Source organism: Paraflavitalea sp. CAU 1676, from assembly GCF_029223285.1.
In the GTDB taxonomy this organism is placed as follows: Bacteria; Bacteroidota; Bacteroidia; order Chitinophagales; family Chitinophagaceae; genus Paraflavitalea.
Genome location: NZ_JARHUJ010000006.1, coordinates 559059 through 579481 on the forward strand (window position 1 = coordinate 559059; position 20423 = coordinate 579481).

General features: G+C 52.1%; 15 protein-coding genes. 11 read left to right on the forward strand and 4 right to left on the reverse strand.

Features of this window, described 5'->3' with window-relative positions; genetic code table 11:
• The first annotated feature begins 101 nt into the window (after positions 1–101).
• From P2H89_RS22060 to P2H89_RS22110, 11 genes are read left to right on the forward strand one after another with little or no spacing between them, the layout of a single operon-like run.
• Positions 102–3146: a TonB-dependent receptor gene (locus P2H89_RS22060; protein WP_275830963.1), complete on the forward strand. Its 3045-nt coding sequence runs from the start codon at positions 102–104 to the stop codon at positions 3144–3146.
• An 11-nt stretch (positions 3147–3157) separates the two neighbouring features.
• A complete protein-coding gene (locus tag P2H89_RS22065) occupies positions 3158–4834 on the forward strand; it encodes a RagB/SusD family nutrient uptake outer membrane protein (protein ID WP_275830965.1) in 1677 nt (558 codons plus the stop codon).
• Positions 4835–4846: 12 nt separating this feature from the next.
• Entirely contained in the window at positions 4847–6121 is a 1275-nt protein-coding gene (locus P2H89_RS22070) for an MFS transporter (protein ID WP_275830967.1), read from the forward strand.
• Position 6122: 1 nt separating this feature from the next.
• Entirely contained in the window at positions 6123–7538 is a 1416-nt protein-coding gene (locus P2H89_RS22075) for an FAD-dependent oxidoreductase (RefSeq protein ID WP_275830969.1), read from the forward strand.
• Entirely contained in the window at positions 7535–8458 is a 924-nt protein-coding gene (locus P2H89_RS22080; RefSeq protein WP_275830971.1) for an endonuclease/exonuclease/phosphatase family protein, read from the forward strand. The genes P2H89_RS22075 and P2H89_RS22080 overlap by 4 nt, the downstream gene beginning before the upstream one ends.
• A 29-nt stretch (positions 8459–8487) precedes the next feature.
• Positions 8488–9762 (forward strand): MFS transporter, encoded by a 1275-nt coding sequence (locus P2H89_RS22085; RefSeq protein ID WP_275830973.1) that lies wholly within the window; start codon positions 8488–8490, stop codon positions 9760–9762.
• Positions 9763–9783: 21 nt separating this feature from the next.
• Positions 9784–10788, forward strand: coding sequence for a 2-hydroxyacid dehydrogenase (locus P2H89_RS22090; protein WP_275830975.1), 1005 nt, complete (start codon positions 9784–9786; stop codon positions 10786–10788).
• A 6-nt stretch (positions 10789–10794) separates the two neighbouring features.
• Complete coding sequence (locus P2H89_RS22095) at positions 10795–12252, forward strand: FGGY family carbohydrate kinase (RefSeq protein WP_275830977.1); 1458 nt, start codon at positions 10795–10797, stop codon at positions 12250–12252.
• A gap of 3 nt (positions 12253–12255) precedes the next feature.
• Positions 12256–13704, forward strand: coding sequence for an FGGY-family carbohydrate kinase (locus P2H89_RS22100; RefSeq protein ID WP_275830979.1), 1449 nt, complete (start codon positions 12256–12258; stop codon positions 13702–13704).
• Between the two features lies 1 nt (position 13705).
• Complete coding sequence (locus P2H89_RS22105) at positions 13706–14305, forward strand: histidine phosphatase family protein (RefSeq protein WP_275830981.1); 600 nt, start codon at positions 13706–13708, stop codon at positions 14303–14305.
• Positions 14306–14309: 4 nt separating this feature from the next.
• Positions 14310–15242 (forward strand): glycerophosphodiester phosphodiesterase family protein, encoded by a 933-nt coding sequence (locus tag P2H89_RS22110; protein WP_275830983.1) that lies wholly within the window; start codon positions 14310–14312, stop codon positions 15240–15242.
• Positions 15243–15335: 93 nt separating this feature from the next.
• On the opposite strand, the gene P2H89_RS22115 is transcribed toward P2H89_RS22110, so the two are convergent.
• From P2H89_RS22115 to P2H89_RS22130, 4 genes are all read right to left on the reverse strand, one after another.
• Positions 15336–16199 carry a TIM barrel protein gene (locus P2H89_RS22115; RefSeq protein ID WP_275830985.1) on the reverse strand — a complete coding sequence of 288 codons (864 nt, stop codon included), beginning with the start codon at positions 16197–16199 and terminating at the stop codon, positions 15336–15338.
• A 107-nt stretch (positions 16200–16306) separates the two neighbouring features.
• Entirely contained in the window at positions 16307–16879 is a 573-nt protein-coding gene (locus P2H89_RS22120; RefSeq protein ID WP_275830987.1) for a gluconate 2-dehydrogenase subunit 3 family protein, read from the reverse strand.
• Positions 16880–16954: 75 nt separating this feature from the next.
• Positions 16955–18670 (reverse strand): GMC family oxidoreductase, encoded by a 1716-nt coding sequence (locus P2H89_RS22125; RefSeq protein ID WP_275830989.1) that lies wholly within the window; start codon positions 18668–18670, stop codon positions 16955–16957.
• Positions 18671–18689: 19 nt separating this feature from the next.
• Positions 18690–20369 carry a GMC family oxidoreductase gene (locus P2H89_RS22130; RefSeq protein WP_275830991.1) on the reverse strand — a complete coding sequence of 560 codons (1680 nt, stop codon included), beginning with the start codon at positions 20367–20369 and terminating at the stop codon, positions 18690–18692.
• Between the last annotated feature and the right edge of the window lie 54 nt (positions 20370–20423).

A 20423-nucleotide genomic window follows, 5' to 3' on the forward strand; every position in this document is an offset into this window, starting at 1 on the left:
GTTTCATTCTTTTGCTTTTTCATTCAAATGAAATTGTAAATGAAACAAAAAGTAATCAGTATTAAACACCTGAAAGTATGTTGCTAATAAACTATGCTGTTATGAAAAGAACCCAAAGCCTCGCCATTGTGCGCAGGGCCCCTGCTGCCCTGCAGCGACTAACGCTCTCCCTGTTGCTCTTCCTGATGATCTATCCATTGGCCGCTCAGCAAACCGCAAACCTGCAGGTAAAAGGACAGGTCACCGACGAGAACGCCCAACCCCTTTCCGGCGTTAGTATTTACCTCAAAGGCGATCAAACCAACGGCACCACGACCAACGAGAATGGCGAATACGCAATCTCCCTTACCAACAGCAAAACCACCCTCGTATTTTCGTTTGTAGGATATGCCAACAAGGAAATGGCAGTCAATGGCACGGCCACTCTCAATGTAGCCCTGCAAAAAGACCAGACCAATCTTGGTGAAGTGGTGGTAGTAGGTTATGGCACGCAGAAAAAGGTAAACCTCACCGGATCGGTGGCCACCATCTCCTCCAAAAACCTGGCTTCCCGTCAGGTTGGTCAGGCATCCGCAGCCCTCCAGGGTCTTGCGCCAGGCGTTACCGTGGTACAGTCTACCGGCCGCCCCGGGGCCGACGGAGGCACCATCCGCATTCGCGGCATCGGTACCCTCAACGACTCCGATCCGATGGTACTCATCGATGGCATCGAAGGTTCGCTCAACAACATCGATCCCAATCTCATTGAGTCAATATCCATACTTAAAGATGCAGCCTCCTCTTCCATCTATGGTTCACGGGCTGCCAACGGCGTTATCCTCGTTACCACCAAAAGAGGAAAAGGCACCCGCATCAACGTGAATTATAGCGGCTACGTAGGCTGGCAAAAGCCCACCAACCTGCCCGATATCGTGAATGCCGTCGACCACATGGAAATGCTCAACGTAGCTTACAAAAACGTTGGCCTGGCACCCCTGTTTTCTGATGCCCTGCTCAACGACTATCGCACCAAAGGGGCCAGCGATCCCGACAACTATCCCGATGTGGACTGGCAAAAGGAATTGCTCACCGGCTCAGGATTGGTCAATAGCCATTTCATCAGCGTAGCCGGCGGATCTGAAAAGATCAAATTCCTTACCTCCTTCGGCTACTTCAAACAAGAGGGGATTATTGAAAGCTCCAGCTTCAAGCGCTTTACACTGCGTAATAATCTTGATATTAAGATATCCAACAAGCTCAGTCTGAAAGCTGATATACAGGTAGTCACCCGCACCACCAAAGAGCCCGGCCGTGGCAACGAACTCATCTTTTATTATATGAACCGCATGCCGGCTATTCAGCCCGGCGTCTTCACCAACGGAAACTATGGAGAAGGATGGAATGGTAACAACCCCATCGCCATCGCACGACCCGAGAGGGGCCTCAGAAAGAATAATGCGCAAAATGCCACTGCCAACGTCTTCCTCACCTGGAAACCGTTAAAGGAACTCCAGGTCGAGCTCAATGCATCGCCGCGCTACAATGAATCGAACGATAATGTATTTGTACGAACAGTGCGTACCTACAAAGCAGATGGAACGATAGCGTATGCTGCAGTTCCTGCTCAAAGCTCTCTCAACGTAACAGAAAGCAGCAGCTTCTACAACAATTTCCGTGGCATTATCACCTACACAAAGGAAATGGGCGATCATTCCCTCAAAGCGCTGGTGGGCGCTTCGCGCGAAGACATGCGCAATGAGTCTGTATCGGCCGCCCGTACCGGATTTACCCTGCCCGAATATCCCGTACTCGGCGCCGGCGCGTCCGACCAGCAAACCAATACAGGCGGAGTAGTCGATTGGGCCCTGCAATCATTCTTCGGCCGCATCAACTACGACTACAAACAACGCTACCTCCTGGAGTTGAATGCGCGTTACGATGGCTCCTCTCGTTTTGCCAAAGGCCATAAATACGGATTCTTCCCCTCCTTCTCCGCGGGTTGGAGGATATCCGAAGAAGCATTCATGCAACCACTCCGCGAAGTGGTGACCGAACTCAAGCTGCGTGGCTCCTGGGGCCGCCTCGGTAACCAGAACATCGGAAACTATCCATTCACCTCATCCATAGTACAGGGCTCTTATAGCATGGGCGGCGCAATCGTCAACACCGCCGCGCTAAATACACTGGCCAATAGCGATATCCGGTGGGAAACGACCGAGATGACCAACTTCGGCATCGACGCAACCCTCCTGAAAAACTTTACCGTCGTTGCTGATGTATATAGCCGCACAACCCGCGATATCCTGTACGATCTCGACATTCCCCTCACCATGGGCCTGGCCGCACCGCCACAAAATGCAGGCGTGGTACGCAACCGCGGTTGGGAACTCGGCCTCACCTATCGCAACAATGTCAGAGCGTTTCAATATGATGTGAACTTCAATATCTCCGATGTCATCAATCGGGTAATTGATCTAAAGGGAGTGAACAGATCGGGCCTCACGGTTAGCCGCGAAGGATATCCCATCAATGCCATCTATGGCTATGAATCAATCGGGTTCTTCCAGACCGATGAAGAAGCCGCTAAATATGCTACCCAGTTTGGCGTAACCAAAGCCGGTGACCTCAAATACAAAGACCAGAATGACGATGGGCAGATAAACGACGCCGACCTCAGGATCATCGGTAGCACCATACCCCGCTTTACTTACAGCGCCAACCTCAACGCATCGTATAAAGGATTTGGATTGAACATATTCTTCCAGGGAGTTGGCAAGGCCGATGGCTACATGTACGAACAAGGCATCATGCCGTTCTTCAACGGCGGAACCGTGCAGGAGCAACATAAGAATTACTGGAGGCCCGACAATACTAACGCAGCATTTCCGCGGCTCGCATTCGGACAGTCTAATAATGAAAAGAACTCCAGTTTCTGGATGAAGGACGCCGCCTACCTCCGCCTTAAAACACTCCAACTCAGCTACACGTTGCCTGCAGCCTGGATGAGCAATCTTAAGATCAGCAATATGAGGTTGTATGTGAGCGGACAGAACCTGCTCACCTGGGATAACTTCTGGAAAGGCTACGACGTGGAATCACCTGTCAATACCGGCACCGTATATCCACAGGTAAAAATGTACACCGTAGGATTGGATGTTAACTTCTAAAAAACAAAACCATGCGTAAGCAACTCTTATATATAGTATCATTCGCCAGCCTGCTGCTGTTAGCAACAGCCTGCAATAAAGATTATCTCGATCGTTATCCGCAATCTGGTCCTTCATCGGCCTCATTCTATACCAATGAAGATGAGCTCACGCTCGGTCTTATGGGCTGTTACAGCCAAATGAACTATGGCAATTCCAACCGCCTGCCCTGGCACCTGTTCATGGATGCAACATCCGATATCTGTTGGGAACGCACCAACGGAGCCCTGCAGGATATCGCCAAAGGAAGCCAGGATGTCAACAATGCCATAGCATTGCTCGGCTGGAAAGAATCCTACCAGGGCATTGGGCGCTGTAACTTCCTGCTGGATAATATAGAAAAGCTGTCCGGCAAAGTGTCCGACGCGGTGCTCAAACAAACCAGGGCCGAAGCAAGGTTCATCAGGGCATTTCAGTACCACTACCTGATAGAATTGTACGGCGGCGTACCCCTCATCACCAAAACACTCGAACTCTCCGAAGCACAGGTGGCCAAATCAACAAAAGCCCAGGTAGCCGATTTCATCATCAAAGAACTCTCCGAAGCGGCGGCCGATCTGCCCCTCAACCAGGCTGCCATCAACAACGGCCGTGCCACCAAAGGCGCCGCCCTTTTTTACAAGTCGCGCACCGCACTCTATAACGAACGGTGGGACGTGGCCATCGAAGCTGCCAAAGCAGTAATGGATCTTAAGAAATACGAGCTCCACAGCAGCTTTCCCGAACTCTTCACCTACGCAGGCAAGTCATCAAAAGAGGTGATACTCTCGCTCCAGTTCCTGCGCGGCATTAACACGCATTCAACACCACAATACCTGCTGCCACGACTGCCAGGCGGCGTATGTGATAAAGTACCCTTCCAGAGCTTCGTCGACTGCTACGAATGCACAGATGGCAAGCAGATCGACAAGTCCCCGCTTTACAATCCGGTAAAACCATTCGAAAACCGCGACCCCCGATTAGGGTATACAGTAGGCCTTCCAGGTTCCATCATCTTCGGATACCAGTTCGAAACGCACAAAGACAGCCTCAAGATCTGGAACTACAATACCACGCCGGCCACCCGCATTAACAATACCGAAGCAACACACGCATTCGCCACCTTCACGGGCTACGTGTGGCGAAAGTACACCGATGTAGCCGACGGTGCTTTCCGCACTACTTCCGAAATGCCCATCATCCTCGCCCGTTATGCAGAAGTGCTGCTCAACTATGCCGAAGCAAAGATTGAACTCAATCAACTTGATAATACCGTTTACGAAGCCATCAACGCCGTGCGTCAGCGTAAGTCGGTTACCATGCCGGCATTGCCCACGGGGCTTACTCAGCAGGAATTGAAGGCCGCCGTGCGCCGCGAAAGAAAATACGAACTGGCCATGGAAGGAACCCGCCTCTTCGACCTGCGCCGCTGGAAGCTGGCGGAAACATTGCTCAAGGGTGACTTCTACGGACGTATACCAAAGGGCCTGCTATCCGGTGCACCGGTCGTAGATCAGTACGGAACGCCCAATTACAGCAACGTCGCCAATGCCAAAGACATGCGGGTCATCGAAACCAAGACCTTCAAAACACCCCGCGATTATTTATGGCCCATACCCGGTATCGACATCCTGGCCAACAAAGCATTGGAACAAAACAAAGACTATTAATGAATGATCGGCTTGCCAACATACACAAAAGGATATACACTGGCTCCTGAAAAAAGAAGGTGGTTCATCATTGCCATCATCTTCATCGCTATCGTGTTCAATTACGTCGACAGGCAGGTAGTGTCTATCCTGAAACCCATATTGAAAACAGAGTTTAAACTGGATGATACTGGCTATGCCATGATCGTCAACATATTTACATTTTGCTACGCCGTCATGTATCCCGTAACAGGATGGCTCGTAGACAGGATAGGGGCCCGGCTGGTGATGTTTTACGGCATCATCACCTGGTCCCTCGCCTGCATCGGCGGCGGCCTCTCGCGATCGATAACCCAGTTCGGGTTGTTCAGAGGCATATTGGGCATGGCAGAGCCCACCAATTTTCCGGCACAATTGAAAGTGGTAACGGTTTGGTTCCCCGGTAAAATGCGGGCTACTGCGAATAGCCTATGCGTGGCGGGCAGTTCCATTGGCGCCATCATCGCTCCCCCGGCAGTAGCCTGGCTGGCGATAACATTCAACTGGCAAACGGCCTTCATTGTGCTTGGGGCCGTTGGGTTGTTGATCGCCATCGCGTGGAAACTCATTTACCGCGATCCACCGGCGCATATATTGAACGAAGCAGCCAGTACAGCCGCAGTACCTCAAACAACCGCATTCGCCTGGAAAGATCTATGGAAAACCAAAAGCCTGTGGGGAATCCTCCTCATTCGCTTTGTGAGCGATCCGGTATGGTACTTCTGCCTCTTCTGGTTGCCGGGCTATCTGCAGGAGCGATCGGGGCTCACCCTGGCGCAGGTAGGTATGTTTGGATGGATACCATTTCTCGTGGCAGACCTAGGCGCCATCGGCACCTCCGCCTGGTCCGATAAACTGGTGCGTCGGGGGCATGCTCCACTCAAGGCACGTAAGATCATGCTCACTTTGGTAGCTGTCTTCGCCCCGCTGTGTGTATTGGCGCCTTACCTGCCCAATGCAGCCAGCACACTCGCCGTGTTCAGCATCGTAGCAGTAGCCTGCCTTAGTTGGCTCTTTACCGTGAGCGTGGTGGTAGCCGAAGCATTCCCCGTCAACAATGTAGCCAGTGTACTGGGCATCGCCGGAGGTTTTGGCGCCCTCGGGGCTGTACTCTTCAACTATTTCGTGGGGCAGTTTATGGGAACACTGGGAGCCGCAAAGATTTTTATTGCCATGGCATTCCTGCACCCGATGGCTGTGCTCATACTCTGGACAATGGTAAAACCCGAACGACCAAAATCAAAAATCGAAACAAAACAATTCAATTGATATGAAAAGCAACCCAGGCACCATACAGGAACCAGCCCGGCAATTACCCGTTCGCAAGGAAGTAGATGTGTTGGTAGTAGGAGGAGGTCCCTCCGGCATCATGGCTGCACTCGCTGCCGCCGAAGATGGATTGAAAGTAATGCTCGTCGAAAGCCGCAGCTTCGTCGGCGGCAACATGACCATCGGCTTACCCATACTTGGATTCTTAGGACAAAAAGGTAATCAGATCATCAAAGGATTGCCCCAAAAATATATCGACCGCCTTAAAGCAGTGCAGGCATCCAGCGAGCACCGCCCCTGTCCGCTGCACATGAGTCTCACCCTCGTTGAGCCCGAGGCCGTAAAAACAGTAGCCCTGCAAATGTTGGTCGAAGCCAACGTTGAAGTGTTGTTTTACGCTTTTTGTGCAGGAGTGGTGATGGAGCGCGACGAACTCAAAGGCATCATCATTGAGAGCAAGGCAGGCCGCGAAGTAATACTCGCCAAAACCACCATCGATTGCAGCGGCGATGCCGACGTGGCTTTCAGAGCGGGAGTGCCGTGCGAATACGGCAATGAACAGGGCGGCGTACAACCGCCCACACTCATGTTTTGTCTCGGGGGCGTGGATACGGAAAAGCTTCGCCTCAGCATAGCCGAAGAACCCCGCACTTACCTCACCGATTTTATACCCGCCGAATACTTCGGGCAGAATAACCAATTCGTACTGGTGGGCATGCGCAACCTGGTAAAGAAAGCGCAGGATGCCGGGCTCACCCTCACCACCGAACGGACCATCCTGATTACCGGTCTGCGCAAGGGAGAGGTATGGGTAAACATGACGCGCGTTAGCGGCGTCAATGGCACCGATCCCGGAAGCCTTACGCATGGCGAAATAGAAGGCCGTAGGCAAATAACCGATATCCAGCGCTACCTCATTGAATATGTGCCCGGATTTGAGAATGCCTATTTCCTCAAAACAGCCCCCTTCCTGGGCATCCGCGAAACCAGACGCATCAATGGCCAATACACCATGACGCAGGAAGACATACTCAGTTGCGCGCACTTCAACGATGCCATCGCTGTAGCCAGCTACCCCCTGGATATTCACCACCCGCAGGGCGGCGGTTGCACCCTCGTTTGGTGTGGCGATTGTTATGATATCCCCTATCGGTCACTCGTGCCGCAAAAAGTAAAGAACCTGCTGGTGGCAGGCCGCAGCATATCCACCACCCATGAAGCCATGTCGGCCATCCGCGTCATGGCGCCCTGCATGGCGATGGGCGAAGCCGCCGGTCGCGCAGCTAAAATGGCCGTAAGGGAAAACAAACAACCAGCCGACATTGACGTGAAGAAATTACAGGCCGAGTTAACCGCCAAAGGCGCTTACCTCCGTACACCACAATCCGTAGCCAACCGTAAACAACCCAACACATGAACAACACCCGCAGAAAATTCATACAGGGAGTCAGTGCCGCAGCGCTCCTTCCACTCCTTCCGGCAAAGGCTTGGGCTGCCGCTGCAGCAGGCGCAACGGACACACAAGCCACAATCCACCGCATCCTCACCTGCAACATCCGCGTGGCCCTCGACGAAGATGAAGCAAAGGGTGTAGGCTGGTCGGCACGTAAAGACATTTGCTTAAAGATCATTAAACAACAGCAGCCCGATATTGTCGGCTTCCAGGAGGTGTTGAAACCACAGGCCGAAGACATCCGGAAGTACTTTGATAAATACGCCCTCTTCGGATTCGATGGACCCGAAATGGATGCCAACCCCACCGGCTATCATGGCATAGCAAAGAACCCCATTATGTATGCGCGGCACCGCTACGAACTATTGGCGGGAGGCACCTATTGGCTGTCCGAAACACCACTGGTGGCGGGCAGCAAATCCTGGGATACCGCTCGCGCACGGCATGCCAATTGGGTTCGTCTGCGCGAGCACAAAACCGGCAAGGAGCTGCGCATCATCAACCTTCACCTCGATCATATATCCGGCGAAGCCAAAATACAACAGGCAAAAATGGTGGTGCAGGAAAGCAGTCAGTACCAGCTGGGCCTGCCCCAATTGCTGACCGGCGACTTCAACACCCGTTTCGACAGCCGTGTGTTTGAAAGTGTACGTACCGGTGGTTGGAAGGATACCTATGAAGCAGTACACGGAGAAGGCGAAGCCGGCTATACCGGCCATGAATTTGAAGGCGAGAAGTATGAAAAGGGCCCCTCCAAAGGCCGCATCGATTATATCTGGGCTCATGGAGCCATACAGCCCAAAGCCTCGAAGATCATCAAAGATGCCATCCACGGGAAATACCCGAGCGATCATTACTTCGTCTCGGCCGATGTAGAGATCTGATCAAACATCAACCATAAAAACCAACGATTATGCCTTCCAATGAAAAAGTATTCAACAAGGTCGGGATACCTGCCACGCTCGTTTGGGGATACCTCGGTGTCCTCATCTTCATGATGGGCGATGGCATGGAAACCGGCTGGCTCAGCCCCTGGTTAATTGAAAAAGGAATGACCATCCAACACACAGCCTCCCTGTTTACAGCATACGGCATAACCATCGCCGTGTCGTCCTGGCTATCGGGCGTACTCGTAGAAACCTACGGGCCACGCCGCTCCATGCTGGCCGGGCTCTTGCTTTACATAGCAGGAACAGTGGGTTTTGTAGGCATGGGGCTCGGCAACATGAACTTTCCGGTGATGCTCGCCACCTACGCCTTGCGTGGATTGGGTTATCCCTTGTTCGCCTATTCATTCCTGGTGTGGATCTCTTACGCAACGCCAAAACATATGTTGGGCAGGGCCGTAGGTTGGTTCTGGTTCGTCTTCACCGGAGGGCTTAATGTACTGGGAGCCTTCTATTCCACCTGGGCCATCAAAAACCTCGGCAACGTCAACGCGCTCTGGAGCTCCATCGCCTGGGTGCTTATCGGTGCAGCATTCGCGTTGCTGTTCAACAAAACCCGGTTCACCATCAGGCGAAATAATGCCGGGAGCAAAATGCAGGAACTGAAGAAAGGACTTACGATCATCCGCGAAGAACCTAAAGTAATGATCGCCGGCATCGTACGGGTGATCAACACTACGGCGCAATTTGCCTTTCCGGTATTCCTGCCCACCTATATGGCACAACACGGCTTTTCCACTACCGCTTGGCTATATATATGGGGCACTATATTCACCAGCAACATCGCCTTCAACCTAATCTTTGGATTTGTAGGTGACCGCCTCGGCTGGCGGCAAACCATTGGCTGGTTTGGTGGCGTAGGCTGCGCCATCACCACCCTGCTGCTTTATTATATACCGCAACAGGCCGCTGGTAACTACACCATCGTCATGACGGCCGGAATCCTCTGGGGCGCCTGTCTGGCAGGTTATGTGCCCCTCTCGGCACTCGTTCCTTCGCTGGTGAAAAAAGACAAAGGGGCCGCCATGTCTATCCTCAACCTCGGCGCCGGTCTCGCTGTATTTACTGGCCCCGCCATCGTTGGCTTGTTCATCGGAACCGTAGGCAGCGAAGGCGTCATCTGGATACTCGCAGGCCTGTACCTGCTGAGCGCCGTCCTTACCTATTTTATTCGAACGCCCGAAGAAACCTACACAGCAACAACCACAGCGCCACTCGCAATGGTCGCTGAAAATCCATAGACTATAATATTAAAGAAGAATATGAAGATCTTAATTACAGCACCTTATCACGAACAGGGCATCGCAGAACTGCAGGAGAGCCTGGGAGAAGTGATCTACAAACCCTGGAAGATCAACAACAGGGCCTACAATGAAGAAGAATTGCTAAACCTGTTGTACGAAACCGAAGCAGAGGCACTCATCACAGAACATGATCACGTAACCGAAAAAGTGATACAGGCCAATCGTCACCTCCGGTTCATCGGTGTTTGCCGCGGCACGCCGTCCAATGTAGCACTCAAAACAGCTACCGAAAGCAATATTCCTGTATTCTATACACCGGCACGCAATGCACAGGCCGTGGCCGAAATGTTCATCGCCAACGTCATCACCTTTATGCGCCATACGCTTCCAGGCATCGACTGGCTCAAAGGGCGCAAATGGGAAGCAGGCGCACATACCTCCTATCTGCAATTCAAAGGCAATGAACTGGCAGGCAAAACCATCGGGCTCGTAGGCTTTGGCGCCATAGGACAACTCATTGCAAAATTAGTAGCGCCCTATCCCTGCAATATTCAGTATTACGATCCTTTTGTGGATGCAGCAACCTTCCCGGCCTACAAAAAGACATCACTCGAAGAGGTGTTCGCCAGCAGTGATATCGTCTCGATCCATTTGCCGGTAACACCCGATACCCAAAGGCTCATCGATGTCAGCCTTTTCGCACTTATGAAAGCAGATGCCCTCTTTGTAAATACCGCCCGCGCCGTGGTCGTAGACCGTGAAGCGCTCTACGCCGCACTGTCTGCCAATAAAATAAAAGGGGCAATCCTCGATGTATTCGACAACGAACCGCCGGATGAATTAGATTACAGTATCATCGACCTGCCCAATGTATTGGCAACCCCGCACATCGCAGGCGCCACCTTCGAGGTAGAAGATCACCATGTTCGCATCCTCAATGAAGCGCTCATCAATTGGTTTGTCAAAGGCAAAAAGGTTGCTGATAAGATCTATAACAAAGAAGTCATCACCGCAAAAGTGTAAAACCCAATGCAAACAGCTTATTGTGTCATAGATATAGGAACCGGCAACGTGCGCGTGGCCATTGTAAAACCCGATGGCGAAGTGCTGGGGGTTGGCCGGGGCGATATACAGTACCTGCGCGACGATCGATATCCCGACTCCATTTATTTCGATCCGGAACAGTTATATGGACAGTTGATACAATTGGGGCGCGAGGCCGCGCAGCAGGCCGGTCCGGTAACCATCGCCGCCTTTACGGCCACCAGCCAGCGTGAAGGCATCGTCCTGATCAGTAAAACAGGTCAGTCACTCATCGGGCTGCCCAATATCGACCACCGCGGGCGCGAATGGGAAGGCCAGCTGGCCAACAAAAGCCGCGTGTACCAACTCACCGGCCGCTATCCAACATCATTGTTCTCTGCATTCAAACTCGAAGGTATCCGCCAACGCCGTACTGAGTTGTGGAACGAACTGTCAACATTTCTCAGCATCAGCGATTGGGTCGAATACAAACTCAGCGGCATCGCGAAATACGAACATGCACAGGCATCTGAAACCCTGCTCTACGATGTTGCAGCAGGCGCCTGGAGCAATGAACTCGCTGACCTTTTCAATATCCCCGGACAAATGATGCCACCGTTGATGGCATCGGCCACCATCATAGGCCCAATGACACCCGAAGCCGCCGCAAGCTGGAAAACGACGACGGCCGCTGTGGTCATCACAGGCGGAGGCGATACCCAGCTCGCGATAAAGAGTACCCTGCCGGCTGTCGATGACATGGTCATCGTTTCCGGTACCACAACACCCATCGTCAAGCTCGTAGGCAAATACCTCACCGACACGGAAGAAAGAACCTGGACCAGCCGCGACATAGAAGGCAACCGCTTCGTATTCGAAGCCAATGCTGGCGTAACCGGGCTTAATTATCAGCGCCTCAAGGAAGTGTTTTATCCCAATGAGGGCTATGATGTCATTGAGAAAGAGCTGGCCCAAAATCCGCATCGCCATTGTGCAGCTTCACTCGGATCGCTCATAGCATCCGAGCGATCACCCGTCATCAGGGGAGGATTTGTATTCCCCGCACCGGTTAACCACGAGCTCACACGCAGTTGTTTTGTGTGGGCCACCTTGCTCGATATCGCATTTTCCATAGCAGAGAACTTCAAAGTCCTACAGGAAGTAGCAGGCCATAAAGCCAACTATGTGTGGGCCTGCGGAGGCGGATTGCAAAGCAAAGCCCTTCGCCAGCTCATCGCCAATATAATCGGTAAAAAGGTTCAGGTACGCAACGGCTTCCAGCAATCCTCGGCGGTTGGCGGTGCGCTGGTGTGCAATGAGGCATTGCAAACCGGGATCCAACTGGCCGATACGACGATCGAAGTGGTTTCACCACAAGAGGAAGAAGCAGTCGCTATCGGCAGGCTCTATGAACAATGGCGGCAAACCCGCAATTACTTCCACCAAATCAGTGCATCCGCATAATCCATGGAACCAACCTATTTCATCGGCATCGACATCGGTACGCAGGGCGCCAGGGTCGTCCTGCTCGACGACGCAGGTAACCAGCTCGGCGCCCGTGAAGAAGCTTTTGTGCTCGACAGCCGCTCACGCGAAGAACAGGATCCGCAACAATGGTATACGTCTTGCCTGCGCTCCCTCAAATCAATGCTGATGCAGCTACCCGAAAGTGTCGATCGTACCCGCATTAAAGCGATTGGCGTCACGTCCACTTCAGGCACCATCATCCCTATCGATAAAGAAGGCTACCCGCTGCACGCCGCCATCATGTACAGCGATAGTCGATCGGCCCAGGAGGCTGCTCTGTGCCGCACTATAGCCCTTAATTCGGGTACACAGGGATACACCGCTTACAATGCCTCCAGCGGCCTGCCCAAAATGATCTGGTGGCTCAACAACTATCCGGCAAAGAAGAGTAAGCTCGCACGCTTCATACACGCAGCCGACTTCATCACCGGCAGGCTTTCTGGCAATTTTAGCGTTACAGATTATACCAATGCGCTAAAGTCCGGTTTCGACCTCCACACAAAGCAATGGCCGGCATACATAGTTAGCGAACTGCCTATCGAGCCGCAGTGGTTGCAAAATGTAGTGCCTAGCGGAGAAGTGATAGGCGTGCTGAAGTCCGACCTGGCAGCCCAGCTGAACCTGCCAAAAGAAGTACTGATTACTGCAGGCATCACCGATGGATGCGCCTCGCAGGTAGCCTCGGGCGCCATGCAGCCCGGCGATTGGAACACCACCATCGGTACAACACTCGTGATAAAGGGAGTTACAAAAAAAGAGATCATCGATCCCGCCGGCGCCATTTATTGTCATCGACATCCCCAGGGATACTGGATGCCCGGCGGCGCCAGCAACACCGGCGCCGATTGGGTGAGCCGTTTATTTGCCGGCGGCAACCTGGAGGCACTCAACGAAGCAGCTGCTAGGAAGATACCCGGCAAGTATTTCGCATGGCCCTTGCTGCAGCAAGGCGAGCGATTCCCCTTTGTGGCGCCACAGGCCATTGGATTCGCACCAGAGAATATTTCACGCGAAGAGCTCTTTTTGATCAGCATGGAAGGAGTGGCCTATATCGAACGCTACGCCTACGAACGCATAAAAAAGCTATCGGGCGAAACCATCACCCAGGTATCCTCAGCCGGCGGAGGCAGCAACAGCGACACCTGGCTCAGCATTCGCAGCAATGTGCTCAACCTGCCCATGCGCAAAATGCAAAACGTAACAGGAGCAGCCGGCGCTGCAGTGCTGGCAGCATCCAAAACACATTTCAGCAACATCACTACAGCGGCTTGCGCTATGATCAGACCCGAAAAGACCATCAAACCGCACGCACCGCTGGCAGCACGCTATGAAAAGAACTACCATACCTTCGTGGAATTGTTAAAACAAAAAGGCTACATCACGCATTGATATGCTAACCGTTTACTTACTTCGCCACGGACAAACACCGTGGAACGCCGACAACAATCGCTACTGCGGTCGCACCGACATTCCCCTCACAGAAAAAGGAGTGCAGCAGGCACATGAAGTGCGCCGGCAGTTGGAAGGCGTGCAAATAGACGCCGTCTATAGCTCACCCCTGCAACGTGCCCTCAAAACGGCAGAAATAGCATCGGGGCAAAAGGTTATAGCCGATCAGCGGCTCATTGAGGTCGACTTTGGAGAGTGGGAATACAAAACCCGCGAACAGTTTGTTGCCGAAGACCCCGAGACCTGGCAGCGTTGGGAGAGTGATCCGTTAATGGCACCGGCCGGCCGCACCGGCGAAACCGGCCAGCAGATACTCAGTCGCGTAGTTGATTTCTTTGCCGAAAAGCTTAACGAACATAAAAACGGAACCATCCTTGTCGCAGCGCACAACGGCGTCAACAGGCTTTACCTCGCCCATAAGCTGGGCATGCCCTTAAAGAACTACCGTCAATTGATACAACATAATTCGGCGATCACCCGCTTCACGCTCGATGAGGAGAATGTTCTTTCACTCGAGTACCTCAACGCAAAACTCAAATAAGCTCATGTCAAAATACCTGGCAGCTCTTATCCTTACAGCAGGCCTCATCAGCACGGCCAACGGCCAAACGCTCAAGACCATCAACACCAATACCCCGGCCGACCTTCAGGGATACTTTAAATACACAGGCAAAGACATACCACTCGTGAGCGGGCATCGCGGTTGTCATATAGAGCGCTATCCCGAAAACTCCATCGAGGCCATGGAAGAAGTGCTGAAGCATACCCCCGCCTTCTTCGAGATCGACCCGCGCCTCACGAAAGACAGCGTCGTGGTCCTGTTGCACGATGCCACCCTCGATCGTACCACCACCGGCAAAGGCAAACTGTCCGATTATACCTGGGAAGAAATAAAGAAGCTGAAGTTGAAGGATAAACTGGGCAACGTAACCCCCTATCGCATACCCACATTGGCCGAAGCCATCGAATGGGCCCGCGGAAAAACCATCCTCAATCTCGATAAGAAAGATGTGCCCCTTACAACAACAGCAAAGATCATTCGTGAACACAAGGCAGGTGCATTCGTGATGGTCACCGTACACAATGCGAAGCAGGCAAAATTTTATTACGACGACGACAACAACCGCATGATGTCGGCTTTCGTAAAAACAGATACAGCCATGCAGGAATACGAAGCCGCCGGAATACCCTGGAAGAACATGATCGCCTACATCGGCCCCGAAAACAAACCCGACAATAAAAAGATGTTCGACCTCCTGCACAGCAGGGGCGTTATGTGTATGATCTCCGCCGCGCCAACCTACGATAAACTGGCCGATAGCAGCGCCCGCGCCAACGCTTACCGCGAAACCTTTACCCAGGGAGCCGATATCCTAGAGTCAGATCTCCCCATCGAAACAGCCGCCGCCATTCAAACACTGTTGCCGCCGGCGAGCGCCAAAAAGAAATACTTCAGCAAAACAAAAGGCCGCAAATAAAAAAGCTGATAAGAAGGCGAACGATCAACCCTCTTATCAGCCATATTCCAGGTAAAGTTCAGCCACCGCTATAAGGCGGTGCCGCACCAAACATTAAATGCTCAGTTTCTTCATATAAGCAGCATCCACCTCAGCCGCTTTCAGCGGTGTAGTGCCTTCATAGCGCTCCTGCTCTACGATATAGTATTGCATGCCCTGCTTTTTCGCTTCCTTCAGGATCTTAGTGAAGTCCAGCGACCCGGTACCCAGGTTTACAGAAGCATCGTGCTCCTTGGGGTCAGCGCCCTTCTGCCTGTCTTTCACATGGCAAAGACGCCAGCGGTTAGGATACTTCTTCAGCCAGGCAATCGGATCTTCACCCGGTGTAGCTACCCAGTAAATGTCCATTTCAAAATCCACGGTATCAGCATTCGTGTTCTGCATCAGCGTATCCTGTGGCATCACCCCATTGAGGGCCGTGAAAGTATAGCCATGGTTGTGGTAGGCAAAGCGCAGGCCGTTCTTCTTGCAGATATCACCCAACGAGTTGAATTTGTCGGCGTAGCGCTTGTAATCATCGAGCGTTTTCTGTGCGCCGATATACGGAGAGATCAGGTACTTCATGCCGATCTCGCCAGCCTCGGCCGCTTTCCGCTCAAAATCCTTGTTGATATCGCAATGCGTGGAGATCATCGTAATGCCCAAATCGTCGGCAAACTTCTTGAAATCCTTATGGCCCATGCCCCAGTAAATGCCCTGACCGCCTTCATATCCTTCAATTTGCTGGTAGCCCATCGCAGCTACCTGCTTCAACACACCCTTGGGGTCTTTCGGAAGATCATCACGCAGCGTATATAGTTGAAGGCCGAATTGCCTTAATGGTTTATAGGCTGCAAACAGGTCCGAACCCGAACCCATCGCCAGCGCGGAAGCAAGAACACCTCCCGTTTTCAGAAATTGTCTCCGGTTGTAACTCATGGTACAAATCAATAGTGTTAATGAATAGAAAAAGCAAAGCATAGAAAAGAGCAGCCGGTCTTAAAGAAGAACAGCTGCTCTCGATATCATCAGAAAAGACTTTCAAACTAGGTAGCCCAGGCCTTGTCGCCTTTTTTGTAAGGCAAACAACCATCGTAGCGGCCGGGGATAGCTTCATAACGCAAAGCCTTGGTAGCGCCGATCTCCGAAGTGAAATATCCCAGCAACGTCAATTGCTTCATCAGCGCGAAATAATGAGGAGGATCTTCCTTCTTTTTATTCTTATTGTATTCCTTCTGCTCATTATCCAGTGTGATCAGCAAAGCCTTACGTTGCTCGGGGGTAGCACTGGTGAACGATTTGTCATGCGTCTTACGCGAAGCCTCGTCCAGCTTGCTCATACCTTCCAGGAAGATCTTCTGGTTCTTCTCATCATAGCAGTCCTTCACCATCACCGTCATGAAAGTGCCCACACCTGCTGCCTTGGCACCGGGTGAATCCGTTGTAGGGATAATCGTTTCGGCAATCTCATCCAGGTAAGCGATATCAGACGGTTTAAAGTCCAGTGTAGTCGCGATCTTATCATCACTGGCTTTACATCCCGACAGAAAAAATTCGGCTCCGATAACCGTGGTTCCCAGCAACAGGGCTACCCGCGATACGGCTTCTCTTCTGTTCATATGCGTAATTTTTAAAGATACTTAATTGAAATACGGACAGGTATTGATCAAAGCCCTACCTGCAAAGGCCAGTCACTACAAATTACCTTTCTTCAGTTCGCTTACAGCATGGTCGGCAGCACGCGCCGTCAAAGCCATATAGGTCAACGAAGGGTTCTGGCAGGCCGATGAAGCCATTGCCGATCCATCGGTGATGAATACGTTCTGAACATCATGCATCTGGTTCCATTTGTTCAATACAGAAGTCTTCGGATCCTTACCCATCCGGGCCGTACCCATTTCATGGATACAGAAACCTGGAGGAGGAGCATTGTCATACGACTTCACATTCTTTGCGCCGGCAGCTTCCAGCATCTCAACCGCCGCATTCTTCATGTCCTCACGCATCTTCTTCTCGTTTTCCTTGAACTCACAGTCGATGTCGAGCGTTGGTAAGCCCCATTTATCTTTCTTGTCCTTGTTCAAAGTAGCCTTGTTCTCGTAATAAGGCAAGTGCTCGCCCCACGAGCCCATACCCATGGTCCATACGCCCGGCTCAAGCAAACTTTCCTTCAGTTCAGCACCGATACCTTCGCCGCCACGGCTGCGGCCACGGTTGGCGCCGCCCTGGTAACCAAAGCCACGTACGTAATCCTTGCGCATCGTGTCCGGACTGATATTCCTGAACCGCGGGATATAAATGCCATTGGGCCTGCGGCCAAAGAAATACTTGTCTTCAAAACCTTCCATTTCCCCATTGGCGCCCACACCATAGTGGTGGTCCATCAGGTTGTGCCCTACCTGGCTGCTGGAATTACCCAGGCCATTCGGGAAGGCATCAGAAACAGAGTTAAGCAGCACGAAAGTAGTACCCAGCGTAGAAGCGTTCAGGAAAACGATCTTGGCATAGTACTCTTCAGTTTTCATCGTCTCAGCATCCATGATCCGCACACCCTTCGCGCGTTTGGTGTCTTTATCATAAATAACCTCCAAAACAATAGAGTAAGGACGGAGCGTCAGGTTGCCGGTCTTACGGGCAGCCGGTAACGTGGCCGAATTGCTGCTGAAGTAGCCGCCGAAAGGACAACCCTCATGGCAGCGGTTACGGTATTGGCAGGGACCACGATCGCCCACTTTGGCCGTATGGTTGGCAGAGCGTCCAATGATCATCGCGCGCTCTTTAAAGCGCTCCTTGATCCTGGCAGCAACATGCTTTTCCACGCAGTTCATTTCCATGGCTGGCAGAAATTCTCCATCAGGCAATTGAGGCAAACCATCTCGGTTACCGTTGATGCCTGCAAATTTCTCTACATAGCTGTACCAGGGAGCCAGGTCCGCATAGCGGATGGGCCAGTCAGTACCATGACCATCCTGCGCATTCGCACCAAAATCGATATCACTCCAGCGATAGCTCTGGCGGCCCCACATCAGTGAGCGGCCACCCACATGGTAACCCCTGATCCAGCTGAAAGGCTTCACCTGGTTATATGGGTTCTCCTGGTCGTTCACAAAGAACTTCTTCGAAACTTCATTGAAAGCATAACACTTACTCTGGATCGGACTTTTCTCCCGGTCTTCCTGGGTAAGGTTATTATGGTGGGGTAATTCCCACGGCGCTTTATCAGTATCGGTATAATCTTTAATGTGCTCCACATCCCTTCCGCGTTCCAGGAGCAGCGTCTTCAATCCTTTCTCACAAAGCTCCTTGGCAGCCCAGCCGCCGCTGATGCCGCTGCCCACTACAATAGCATCGTAGGTGTTTTGGGCAGTCGCTTTGTTGTTAATGTTAACGTTCGATGAATCCCCGGGCATAGATTAAGTTTATAGAAAATTATAGATTGCCTTTTTTCAGTTCGCTCACGGCAAAATCAGCCGCCCGCGCAGTTAAAGCCATATAGGTAAGGGAAGGATTCACACAGGAGGCCGAAGTCATACAGGCGCCGTCTGTCACGAATACATTCTTACAATCCCACACCTGGTTGTGTTCGTTCACGACAGAGGTCTTCGCATCTCTGCCCATCCGGGCCGTACCCATTTCATGAATACCCATGCCCAGCGCATAATCGCCGCGGAAACCTTTTACGTTCTTCACACCAGCGGCTTCCAGCATTTCCACGCCGTCGTTCACCATATCGTCCTGCATCTTCTTTTCATTGTCCTTGATCTCGGCATCAATGTCCAGAACTGGCAGGCCCCATTTATCTTTTACATTTTTGTTCAGGGTGATCTTGTTATCATGGTAAGGAAGCGTCTCGCCAAAGGCGGTCATACCGATGGTCCAGTTGCCTGGTTCGGTAAGCGCTTGCTTCAGGTCGGCGCCAATGCCCAGCTCGGCCACATTGCGGCCCCAGCCTTCACGGCTGGCAGCTCCCTGATAACCAAAGCCACGCAGGTAATTCCTTTTCTCACCAAACAGGTTGCGGAAACGGGGAATATAGAAGCCGGTTGGCCTGCGGCCAAAGTAATACTTGTCCTCATAGCCCTCAACGGTACCCGAAGCGCCTAAGCGGAAGTGGTGGTCCATCAGGTTATGGCCCAGCTCACCACTGCTGCTGCCCAAACCGCCCGGCCATATATCGGTGGCCGAATTGAGCAATACCCAGGTACTGTTCATCGCCGAAGCGCAAAGGAAAACAACTTTGGCAGTGTATTCAATGGTCTTATTGGTCTCGGCATCTACGATCTCAACGCCTTTCGCTTTCTTCGCGTCCTTATCATAAAGAATGCGCGTCACGATCGAGAAGGGACGTAAAGTAAGATTGCCGGTTGCTTGTGCAGCTGGCAAAGTAGAAGATTGCGTGCTGAAGTAAGCGCCAAAGGGACAACCCAGCCAGCATTTATTGCGGTACTGGCAATTGGTACGTCCGGGCAAAGGCTTGGTAATATTGGCCACACGGCCAATGGTCAGCAGGCGCTGACCTTTATAATGATCTTTCAGTCGCGCAGCAACATCCTTTTCAACACAGTTCAGGTCCATTGGAGGCATGAACTGGCCATCAGGCAATTGTGGAATGCCATCCCGGTTACCGCTGATGCCGGCAAATTTTTCAACATAGTCATACCAGGGCGCGATGTCTTTGTAGCGGATCGGCCAGTCAACCCCAATGCCTTCCTTACCGTTGGCTTCGAAGTCGAAATCGCTCCAGCGATAGCTTTGGCGTCCCCACATCAGCGAGCGACCGCCAACATGGTAGCCGCGAAACCAGTCGAAACGTTTGGTTTCAGTATAAGGACAATCTTTCTCATTGGTCCAGTAATCAAGGTTCGTTTCATTCAACGGGTAGTCGCGGTTCAGCACAGGATAGTTCTTGATCATCTCCTGCGTTTTACCGCCCCGATGAGGAAACTCCCAGGGGTTCTTATTGGCGTTCACATAGTCCTTGACGTGCTTGATGTCGTTTCCGCGTTCCAGCAACAACACTTTCAAGCCTTTTTCGGCAAGCTCTTTCGCTGCCCAGCCACCGCTGATACCACTACCCACAACGATCGCGTCATAAGCATTATCTGCCATAGTATACCGTTTTTAGTGTTTGATAAATAATTACCGGCCCTCTCCCTCACTGTC

Coding starts and splice junctions, on each gene's coding strand:
- P2H89_RS22060 (WP_275830963.1), top strand. CDS start 102: ATGAAAAGAACCCAAAGCCTCGCCATTGTGCGCAGGGCCCCTGCTGCC.
- P2H89_RS22065 (WP_275830965.1), top strand. CDS start 3,158: ATGCGTAAGCAACTCTTATATATAGTATCATTCGCCAGCCTGCTGCTG.
- P2H89_RS22075 (WP_275830969.1), top strand. CDS start 6,123: ATGAAAAGCAACCCAGGCACCATACAGGAACCAGCCCGGCAATTACCC.
- P2H89_RS22080 (WP_275830971.1), top strand. CDS start 7,535: ATGAACAACACCCGCAGAAAATTCATACAGGGAGTCAGTGCCGCAGCG.
- P2H89_RS22085 (WP_275830973.1), top strand. CDS start 8,488: ATGCCTTCCAATGAAAAAGTATTCAACAAGGTCGGGATACCTGCCACG.
- P2H89_RS22090 (WP_275830975.1), top strand. CDS start 9,784: ATGAAGATCTTAATTACAGCACCTTATCACGAACAGGGCATCGCAGAA.
- P2H89_RS22095 (WP_275830977.1), top strand. CDS start 10,795: ATGCAAACAGCTTATTGTGTCATAGATATAGGAACCGGCAACGTGCGC.
- P2H89_RS22100 (WP_275830979.1), top strand. CDS start 12,256: ATGGAACCAACCTATTTCATCGGCATCGACATCGGTACGCAGGGCGCC.
- P2H89_RS22105 (WP_275830981.1), top strand. CDS start 13,706: ATGCTAACCGTTTACTTACTTCGCCACGGACAAACACCGTGGAACGCC.
- P2H89_RS22110 (WP_275830983.1), top strand. CDS start 14,310: ATGTCAAAATACCTGGCAGCTCTTATCCTTACAGCAGGCCTCATCAGC.
- P2H89_RS22115 (WP_275830985.1), bottom strand. CDS start 16,199: ATGAGTTACAACCGGAGACAATTTCTGAAAACGGGAGGTGTTCTTGCT.
- P2H89_RS22120 (WP_275830987.1), bottom strand. CDS start 16,879: ATGAACAGAAGAGAAGCCGTATCGCGGGTAGCCCTGTTGCTGGGAACC.
- P2H89_RS22125 (WP_275830989.1), bottom strand. CDS start 18,670: ATGCCCGGGGATTCATCGAACGTTAACATTAACAACAAAGCGACTGCC.
- P2H89_RS22130 (WP_275830991.1), bottom strand. CDS start 20,369: ATGGCAGATAATGCTTATGACGCGATCGTTGTGGGTAGTGGTATCAGC.